Source organism: Nocardia sp. NPDC005366 (assembly GCF_040606855.1).
Classification (GTDB): Bacteria; Actinomycetota; Actinomycetes; order Mycobacteriales; family Mycobacteriaceae; genus Nocardia.
Window position 1 is genome coordinate 77,762 of record NZ_JBEXFQ010000034.1, and the last position, 7,761, is coordinate 85,522.

Sequence of the window (7,761 nt, forward strand, 5' to 3'; positions counted from 1 at the left end):
CCGGGCCTGAACAAACCGGCCTGGGAGAACACACCCGGGCCAATCGAACACACCGCCGGGCTGGACACCTGATCCCGGTTACGATCGTGGGTGCCGCACCGGGCGGCAGTTCGCTTGTCGCGCTATCGGCGAGGGGTGAGAACTTTGTGAAAGCCGGAGGACATCACTTGATCGGGCAGATGCTGGAAGGGCGTTACCGGATTGACGCGCCGATCGCGCGCGGCGGCATGTCGATGGTCTTCCGCGGCGTCGACACACGTCTGGATCGCCCTGTCGCCATCAAGGTGATGGATCCGAAGTTCGCCTCCGATCCGCAATTCCTGTCGCGCTTCGAATTCGAAGCCCGCGCGGTCGCCAAACTCAAACATCCGTCCCTGGTCGCGGTATACGACCAGGGCGTCGACGGCGAGTACCCGTTCCTGATCATGGAATTGGTCGAGGGCGGCACGCTGCGCGAATTGCTCCGCGAGCGCGGCCCGATGCCCCCGCACGCGGTGCGCGCGGTCGCCGACCCGGTCCTCGCGGCGATCGGCGTGGCCCACTCCGCCGGTCTGGTGCACCGCGATATCAAGCCGGAGAATGTGCTGATCTCCGACGCGGGCGAGGTGAAGATCGCCGACTTCGGGCTGGTGCGCGCGGTCGCGGCGGCGAATACCACCTCGGCGAGCGTCATCCTCGGCACCGCCGCCTACCTGTCCCCGGAACAGGTCACCGCCGGTACCGCGGATTCCCGCAGCGACGTCTATTCATTCGGCATCCTGATCTTCGAACTGCTCACCGGCCGCGTTCCGTTCACCGGTGACACCTCCCTTTCGGTGGCGTACCAGCGGATCGAGAACGACGTGCCGAGCCCGAGCACCTTCATCTCGGGAGTACCACCGGAATTCGATGACCTGGTGGCGCGGGCCACCGCACGCGAGCCCGCGCACCGCTTCGCCGACGCGAACGAAATGGTGGCCGAACTGCGCGCCATCGCGTCCGCGTTGCGGTTGCCGCCGTATCGGGTGCCATCGCCCCAGGAATCGGCCGAACATCTGAGCGCCGGATTCACCTCGGTGGCCGATCTCGACGCCCGCCAGGCTCCCACCCCGCGACCCGCGATGGAATCGCAGGCCTCCCAGCACACCAAGGTGGTGACGGCGCAGCGTCCGCGAGTGCCGGATTACGGCCCGCCCGATGATTACGATCCCCGTGGCGGCCACGACTATCAGCGGTCGGATATGCGCCAGCCCGCGCCGTACCAGAACTACGCGCCCGATCGGCAGCGTTCCCGGCGCACCACCCTGATATGGGTGGCGGTGGTGGCCGTTCTGACCCTGGTCGTCGGGGTCGGCGGCTGGTGGCTCGGCGTCGGCCGCTATTCGGCGGTGCCGCCTATCGCGGGTCTCACCACCGACAAGGCGACCGCCACCTTGCAGGATGCCGGATTCGAGACCGAGATCAGGCAGAAGGCGTCGGACACCATTCCGGTCGGCGCGGTGGTCGGCAGCGATCCGTCGGCCGGATCCAAGGTCACCAAGGGTTCCACCGTCTCGGTCCTGGTTTCCAGCGGCAAACCCGCGGTCCCCGCGATACAGCCCGGTGACGACGTGAAGAAGGTCAACCAGCTGATCCGCGACGCCGGACTGCAACCGATCGACGCGGGCGAGACCGGCAGCCAGGCGCCGAAAGGCAGTGTGGCGAGGGTCGATCCAGCACCCGGCACGGTGCTTCCTATGGGCGGACAGGTCAAGGTCTACCGCAGCAACGGCGCGCAGCCGGTGAAGGTGCCCGACGTCCGGGGCAAGACCACCGAAGAGGCGGTGCAGGCCCTGACCGCGGCCGGTATCAAGGTCCGCGAGACGCGCACCGAATACGACAAGGCCATCGAGGCCGACCAGGTCATCGGCACCGATCCGGCCGCGGGCAGCACCGTCGGCTCCGGCGACGGTGTCGCGCTGATCGTCTCCAACGCGGTGAAGGTGCCGTTCCTGGTCAGCCAGAACGTCGGCTCCGCCCGCCAGAAGCTGGAAGCCCTCGGGCTGAACGTCCAGGTCCAGCAGCTCACACCATCGGACAGTTCGGTGGTGATCGGTCAGAGTCCCGGCGCGGGCAGCAAGGTGACCCCGGGCAGCACCGTCACCCTGACCGCGCTGCCGTAGCCGCGTCGTCGCGCCGGGCGCTCGGCGAGGGATTTCCGCCCGCGGTCAGGGTTTCGAGTTCATCGAGGAACTCGCGGATCAGTTGGGGTAACTCCGGCTGGCCGATGCCGTTGATCCAGCACTCGAACGCGGTCTTGAACACGGCGATCCCGGCCTCGGCGGTCAGATTCGCGGCGGGATCGCCGACGCCGCGTTCGCGCAATGCCTCGGCCATCGCCGCGGCGATCGACGCGAGTTTGATCAGCTCGCGTTCCTGTAGGCCCGCGTTCGCGGCGATGACCGCCTGGCGGCGCAGCGCGATATCGCGGCGATCCTGAAGTCGGGCGCCTGCGGCCTCGATGGCCGCGGCGACCGCGTCGATCGGTGCCGCGGCCTCGGGCACGCCCGCCAGGGTGGTCACCATGAGTTCCTGGAGGGAACTCGAGAACAGCACTTCGCGTTTGTCCGCGAAGTGCCGGAAGAACGTTCGCTCCGTGAGCCCCGCGCGCTTGGCGATCTCGGCCACCGTGGTCTGTTCGAACCCGCGCTCGAGGTAGAGCTCCAGCGCCGACTGTTCGAGTCGGCCTCGCGCGTTCGGCTCCCAACGACCCATACGACGATCGTAACTGATGACAGCAACTGACATCGTGTGTACGGTTAGCGATGACAGTGACTGACATCAAACTGTCCTGGTACGAGCCGAGCGGGCTCGCCAGTCGACTACCTGGAGGTTCTCTTATGCGTGTCTTCGTCACCGGCGCATCCGGTTTCATCGGGTCGGCGCTCGTTCCCGAGCTCATCGACGCGGGCCACGAAGTTCTCGGGCTCGCCCGCTCCGAGGCCTCGGCCGACGCGCTCACGGCGGCCGGGGCGGTGGTGCATCACGGCTCACTCGACGACCTCGACAGCCTGCGGAAAGGCGCAGCCGCGTCCGATGGGGTCATCCACCTCGCGTTCAACCACGACTTCTCCGACTACGTGGGCGCCGCCCGCACGGACCTGCGCGCTATCGAGACCCTCGGCGACGCGCTCACCGGCACCGGCCGCCCCCTCGTCATCACGGCGGGAACACTCGGGCTCCCGGCGGGACGGGTGGCGACCGAGAACGACGTGCCCGCCTCCGGCCCTAGCGCGGCTCCCCGGAACGCGGGCACGCTGGCGGCGCTGGCCCTCGCCGCGCGGGGCGTACGGTCATCGGTCCTTCGACTTCCGCCGTCGGTGCACGGCGACGGCGATCACGGTTTCGTCCCGACTCTTATCGAGATCGCCCGCGACAAAGGCGTTTCCGGCTACATCGGCGATGGATCCAACTGCTGGCCCGCGGTACACCGGCTCGATGCCGCACACCTGTTCCGCCTGGCACTCGAGCAGGCCCCCGCGGGATCGGTACTGCACGCGGTGGCCGAGGAAGGCGTCGCGGTCCGCGCCATCGCCGAGGTGATCGGGCGACGCCTGAATCGTCCGACCGCCTCGATTCCGCAGGATCAGGCAGGCGAGCACTTCGGCTGGCTGGCCGGTTTCCTCGGAGCCGACGTCCGCGCCTCGAGCGAGCTCACCCGAAAGTCGCTCGGCTGGCGGCCGACCCGGCCCGGACTGATCGATGACCTCGACCGAGATCAGTACTTCCGTCGCTCAGCCGCGTGACAGCAGCGCGTTCCCTGCCGCTGTCGCGCGTTCGGTGAGCGCGGAAAGTCCAGCACCGCACCACCTTCGGCCATTACGGGCGGCGCAGTCCCGCGATCAGGAGTTCGACGAGGCGACGCGCGTCGTAGTCGGGGTCGTCGGCCGCGCCGATGCAGAGATTGCCGACGCCGCGCATCAGGAGGTAGGCATCCACGTCGGAGCGAATCTCGCCTGCCTCGACCGCGGCGTCGAGCAATCGAGTGCACACGGGCACGAGGCGGTCGAGAAAGTAGGCGTGCAGCGTGTCGAAACCCGCGTCGCCGGATTGCAGCACGGCGGCGAGTCCGTGTTTGGTGGCCAGGAAATCGACGAAGAGATCGATCCATCGCCTCAGTGCGACGTACGGGGTCGCGCAGCTCGCCGACAGGCCAGGACCCGCTTCGGCGCAGGCTTCGACCTGATGCCGGTAGACGGCGATGATGAGGTCCGCCCGCGTCGGGAAATGCCGGTAGATCGTGCCGGTCCCGACGCCCGCCTTGGCCGCGATATCGCGGACCGGCACCTCGACGCCGGAGGTGACGAAGAGTTCGGCGGCGGCATCGAGCAGTGTCTGCGCGTTGCGTCGAGCGTCGGCCCGTTTGCGAGGGGCCACGTGCGCTGATCGCCCGTCGGCATCGGCCATCGCGCGACTCCCTTCGGTAGTGACATTGCGAAGCGGAACAAGGTTCCATATAGTAAGGGAACATCGTTCCGCTTATTCATGATGCCAGAGCGGGCAACCGTAAACCACGCTCCTTCGGAGGAACAGTTATGCGATACCGCACTGTGGGCCGCACCGGCGTGCAGGTCAGCACCCTCGTACTCGGCGCGATGAACTTCGGCAGCATCGGGCGCACCACCCAGGACGAGGCCACCGCGATCATCGACGCCGCCCTGGAGGCCGGGATCAACCTCATCGACACCGCCGACAGGTACAGCGACGGCGAATCCGAGGAGATGGTCGGCAAAGCCATCGCGGGACGCCGCGACGACATCGTGCTCGCCACCAAGGCGACCATGCCCATGGGCGAGGAGCGCAATCACCAGGGCAGCTCACGCCGCTGGCTGGTCACCGAACTCGACAACAGCCTGCGCCGCCTCGGCGTCGACCACGTCGATCTCTACCAGATCCACCGGTGGGATCCGACCACCAGCGACGAGGAGACGCTGTCGGCGTTGACCGATCTACAGCGCGCGGGGAAGATCCGCTACTTCGGCTCATCGACCTTCCCCGCCTACCGCATCGTGCAAGCCCAATGGGCCGCCCGCGACCTTCACTCGAGCCGTTACGTCACCGAACAGCCCAGCTACTCGATGCTGCAGCGCGGGATCGAGACCGACGTGCTGCCCGTGACCGAGGAGTACGGGCTCGGCGTGCTGGCATGGAGTCCGCTGGCCTCGGGCTGGCTGTCCGGTGCGGTCCGCGCGGGCAGGGAGATCGCCACCAACCGTTCGGCGGTCCTGCCCCAGCGCTTCGACCTCTCCATTCCGTCCAACCGCGCCAGGCTCGACGCGGTCGAACAGTTGGCCGGGGTCGCCGACGAGGCCGGTCTGACGATGATCCAGCTCGCGCTCGGATTCGTCACCGCGCATCCCGCCGTGACCAGCGCGATCATCGGCCCCCGCACCATGGACCACCTGCGGTCGCATCTCGCTGCGGCCGACACCGTGCTCCCCGCCGACGTCCTCGATGCGATCGACGCGATCGTCGCCCCCGGCGTCGACCTCGCCGCACACGAGAAATTCGATACCCCACCCGCTCTGCTCGACCCGTCACTGCGGCGTCGCTGAGCGCTCGCGGCCGGGCCGCGACGACACCGACGAAGCGGCCTCGTCAACCGAGGCCGCGGGTCGACGATCGGTTCAGCGCAGCATTTCCGCGACGAGGAACGCGAGTTCCAGCGACTGCTGGGTATTCAGACGCGGATCGCAAGCCGTCTCGTAGCGGCTGTTCAGATCCAGATCCGAGATGTCCTGGGCGCCGCCGAGGCATTCGGTGACGTTCTCGCCGGTCAGCTCGATATGCAGGCCGCCGGGGTGGGTGCCGAGGGCGTGATGCACCTCGAAGAAGCCCTGTACCTCGTCGACGATGCGGTCGAAATGGCGGGTTTTGTAACCGGTGGACGCCTCGTGGGTGTTGCCGTGCATGGGGTCGCACTGCCAGATCACCTGATGGCCGGTGGCCTGCACCTTTTCGATGATGGGCGGGAGCACGTCGCGCACCTTCGAGTTGCCCATCCGGGAGACGATGGTCAGCCTGCCCGGTTCGTTGTTCGGGTCGAGCCGCTCCACGTACTCGACGGCCTGATCCGGCGTTGTGGTCGGACCGATCTTCAGGCCGATCGGGTTGGCGAGCAGTTCGGCGAAGGCGATATGCGCGCCGTCGAGTTGACGGGTGCGCTCACCGATCCACAGGAAGTGCGCGGACAGATCGTAGAGCAGCGGTTCGCCGGTCGCCGGATGCTCACCGAGGCGCAGCATGGCGCGTTCGTAGTCGAGCACGAGCGCCTCGTGGCTGGCGTAGATGCGCGCCGACTGCAGACTCGGATCCTTGACCCGGCAGGCGGTCATGAAGGCGAGGCCGCGGTCGATCTCTTCGGCGAGGGCCTCGTACCTGGCGCCCGCGGGCGACTGCGCGACGAAATCCCGGTTCCAGTCGTGCACCTTGTGCAGATCCGCCATACCCGCACCGGTCAGCGCGCGCACGAGATTCATGGCCGCACTCGCGTTGGCGTAGGCGCGGACCAATCGCGAGGGATCGTGTTCACGCAGCGCCGCGTCGGGGGCCAGCGAGTTAACCATATCGCCGCGGTAGGACCGCAGGCCGAGGGCGTCGGTGTCGGAGGATCGCGGTTTCGCGTACTGGCCCGCGATCCGGGCGACCTTCACCACCGGCAGGCTGGCGCCGTAGGTCAGCACCACCGCCATCTGCAGCAGCGTCCGGATATTGCCGCGGATATGCGGCTCGGTGTTGTCGGCGAACGTCTCCGCGCAATCACCGCCCTGCATCAGGAACGCCTCGCCCCTGGCCACCTCGGCCAGCTGCGCACGCAATTCCTCGACTTCGGCTGGCACGCAGATGGGCGGCACGCTCTCCAGCACGGTGCGCATATTCGCCGCCTGCTCCGGATCCCACGACGGCTGCTGTAGCGCGGGCCTCGCGAGCGCGTCGTCCAGGCGTCTGCGCAGCTCGGCGGGCAGCGGCGGCAGTTCCGGCAAGCGATCGATGGGTACGTCGACGGTCCAGTTCACGACTTCAGAATACGGACCGATCGGTCCCGCAGATACCCGGAGGTAGGGGTGGATCGTCCGCACCGAGGTGTTCGAATCCCTCACCCCGGGAGCCCTTGCGCGAACCCCGCCCACCGTCCCGCATAGGGTTGATCACCGGCACACGCCACCAACCGGACCCGATCACCGAGGAGAGGTCGATCTCGCTGAGATACTTCTATGACTGCGAGTTCATCGAGGACGGCGTGGTGATCGACCTGGTGTCGATCGGCGTCGTCTGCGAGGACGGACGCGAATACTACGCGGTCTCCACCGAATTCGATCCCGCCAAGGCGGGGCCATGGGTGCGCAGATACGTATTGCCGCAATTGCCGCCGCCCGCGTCGCCGCTGTGGCGCAGCCGCGAACAGATCCGAGCGGACCTCTACAAATTCCTGGTCCCCCGCCCCACCGTGCAGCCGGAACTGTGGGCCTGGGTCGGCGCGTACGACCACGTCGCGCTGTGCCAACTGTGGGGTTCCATGGTCGAGCTGCCCAACACCCTGCCCCGCTACACCAACGAACTGCGCCAGCACTGGGAGTTCCACGGCAGACCTGAACTGCCGCCGGTCCCGCCGGACGCCCACGACGCCCTCGCCGACGCCCGCCACAACCTCGCCAAATTCGAGGCCATCGAGGCCGCGCGCCGCCGCTGACGCCACGCGGGCGGAGATACGCGGGAGCCCCCGAGTCGAATCGACTCGGGGGC

Annotated in this window: 7 protein-coding genes; 4 read left to right on the forward strand and 3 right to left on the reverse strand. The window is 67.8% G+C overall.

Annotation, left to right across the window (positions count from 1 at the left end; translation table 11 throughout):
* Positions 1 to 167 precede the first annotated feature (167 nt).
* Complete coding sequence (pknB, locus tag ABZS43_RS30050) at positions 168 to 2,141, forward strand: Stk1 family PASTA domain-containing Ser/Thr kinase (protein ID WP_355039345.1); 1,974 nt, start codon at positions 168 to 170, stop codon at positions 2,139 to 2,141.
* On the opposite strand, the gene ABZS43_RS30055 is transcribed toward pknB, so the two are convergent.
* Positions 2,119 to 2,733, reverse strand: coding sequence for a TetR family transcriptional regulator (locus tag ABZS43_RS30055; RefSeq protein WP_355039346.1), 615 nt, complete (start codon positions 2,731 to 2,733; stop codon positions 2,119 to 2,121). The two genes, pknB and ABZS43_RS30055, sit on opposite strands and share 23 nt — an antisense overlap.
* A 125-nt stretch (positions 2,734 to 2,858) precedes the next feature.
* Between ABZS43_RS30055 and ABZS43_RS30060 the strand changes: the two genes are divergently transcribed.
* Positions 2,859 to 3,764, forward strand: a complete 906-nt coding sequence (locus ABZS43_RS30060; RefSeq protein WP_355039360.1) for an SDR family oxidoreductase — start codon at positions 2,859 to 2,861, stop codon at positions 3,762 to 3,764.
* A gap of 73 nt (positions 3,765 to 3,837) precedes the next feature.
* Here the strand turns inward: ABZS43_RS30060 and ABZS43_RS30065 are convergent, their stop codons facing one another.
* Complete coding sequence (locus tag ABZS43_RS30065) at positions 3,838 to 4,425, reverse strand: TetR/AcrR family transcriptional regulator (RefSeq protein ID WP_355039347.1); 588 nt, start codon at positions 4,423 to 4,425, stop codon at positions 3,838 to 3,840.
* Positions 4,426 to 4,553: 128 nt separating this feature from the next.
* On the opposite strand from ABZS43_RS30065, the gene ABZS43_RS30070 reads away from it, so the two are divergent.
* The gene (locus ABZS43_RS30070) at positions 4,554 to 5,573 is read left to right on the forward strand and encodes an aldo/keto reductase (RefSeq protein ID WP_355039348.1); all 1,020 of its coding nucleotides are present in this window, start codon (positions 4,554 to 4,556) and stop codon (positions 5,571 to 5,573) included.
* 72 nt (positions 5,574 to 5,645) lie between these two features.
* Here the strand turns inward: ABZS43_RS30070 and ABZS43_RS30075 are convergent, their stop codons facing one another.
* Positions 5,646 to 7,034, reverse strand: a complete 1,389-nt coding sequence (locus ABZS43_RS30075) for a class II 3-deoxy-7-phosphoheptulonate synthase (protein ID WP_355039349.1) — start codon at positions 7,032 to 7,034, stop codon at positions 5,646 to 5,648.
* Between the two features lie 185 nt (positions 7,035 to 7,219).
* Between ABZS43_RS30075 and ABZS43_RS30080 the strand changes: the two genes are divergently transcribed.
* Entirely contained in the window at positions 7,220 to 7,708 is a 489-nt protein-coding gene (locus tag ABZS43_RS30080; RefSeq protein ID WP_355039361.1) for a polyadenylate-specific 3'-exoribonuclease AS, read from the forward strand.
* Positions 7,709 to 7,761: the final 53 nt, after the last annotated feature.

Excerpts from the sequence above, each read along its gene's own strand:
- ABZS43_RS30055 (WP_355039346.1), bottom strand. The coding sequence starts at position 2,733 with ATGGGTCGTTGGGAGCCGAACGCGCGAGGCCGACTCGAACAGTCGGCG.
- ABZS43_RS30060 (WP_355039360.1), top strand. The coding sequence starts at position 2,859 with ATGCGTGTCTTCGTCACCGGCGCATCCGGTTTCATCGGGTCGGCGCTC.
- ABZS43_RS30065 (WP_355039347.1), bottom strand. The coding sequence starts at position 4,425 with ATGGCCGATGCCGACGGGCGATCAGCGCACGTGGCCCCTCGCAAACGG.
- ABZS43_RS30070 (WP_355039348.1), top strand. The coding sequence starts at position 4,554 with ATGCGATACCGCACTGTGGGCCGCACCGGCGTGCAGGTCAGCACCCTC.